We start from the raw sequence: 255 nt of genomic DNA on the forward strand, positions 1-255 counted from the left end.
GTGGTTGATAGGTCAGGTGTGTAAGTACAGCAATGTATTGAGCTAACTGATACTAATGATCCGTGTGGCTTGACCATATAACCTCAAGTGGCCTTGGACTCGACGTACACGTCGATGGAATCCAAATAGCCCGCTACATTCCAAGACCAAATGCGAGACGGTGCGGTACCCGTTGTTCAGGGACACCAGCACGCTCCAACCGTCTCCCTGGTGAAATTAGCGTTGTGGAACCACCCGATCCCATCCCGAACTCGG

Annotated in this window: 1 rRNA gene; it reads left to right on the forward strand. The window is 51.8% G+C overall.

From position 1 onward, the window contains the following. A 23S ribosomal RNA gene (locus IB242_RS20890) occupies positions 1-77 on the forward strand; the annotation flags it as partial. Positions 78-255 lie beyond the last annotated feature (178 nt).

The sequence above is a fragment of the Xanthomonas sp. XNM01 genome, assembly GCF_014851915.1.
GTDB lineage: Bacteria > Pseudomonadota > Gammaproteobacteria > Xanthomonadales > Xanthomonadaceae > Pseudoxanthomonas.